1 protein-coding gene is annotated in these 244 nt (G+C 72.1%); it reads right to left on the bottom strand.

Translation table 11 applies throughout. The annotated features are described in order from the left end of the window. On the bottom strand, positions 1-244 hold a 244-nt coding region (locus F3I62_RS20120; protein ID WP_218572955.1), incomplete at both ends, for an Ig-like domain-containing protein.

Below are 244 nucleotides of genomic sequence, written 5' to 3'. Positions count from 1 at the left end.
CGCCATCGCCGTCCTGCAGCGTGTAGGTGAAGACATCCGACACGCCACCCGGCGTACCGGCATCGCGTGCATAGCTGTAGGAGCCATCCGGGTTCAGCGTCAGCACCCCGTATTCACCCTGCACCACGGTCGCGCCCGCCACCGCCGTCGGCGCTCCGCCGGCCGTCGTTGCCGTCACCGAGGACACCAGCGCACCGTCCGCGCCCCGGGTGTCCGCGCCCGTGTCGCTGTCGCCCGCATCGCC

It is taken from the genome of Pseudomonas sp. R-28-1W-6 (genome assembly GCF_009799925.1).
In the GTDB taxonomy this organism is placed as follows: Bacteria; Pseudomonadota; Gammaproteobacteria; order Pseudomonadales; family Pseudomonadaceae; genus Aquipseudomonas.
This window is presented reverse-complemented; position numbering and strand designations above follow the sequence as displayed.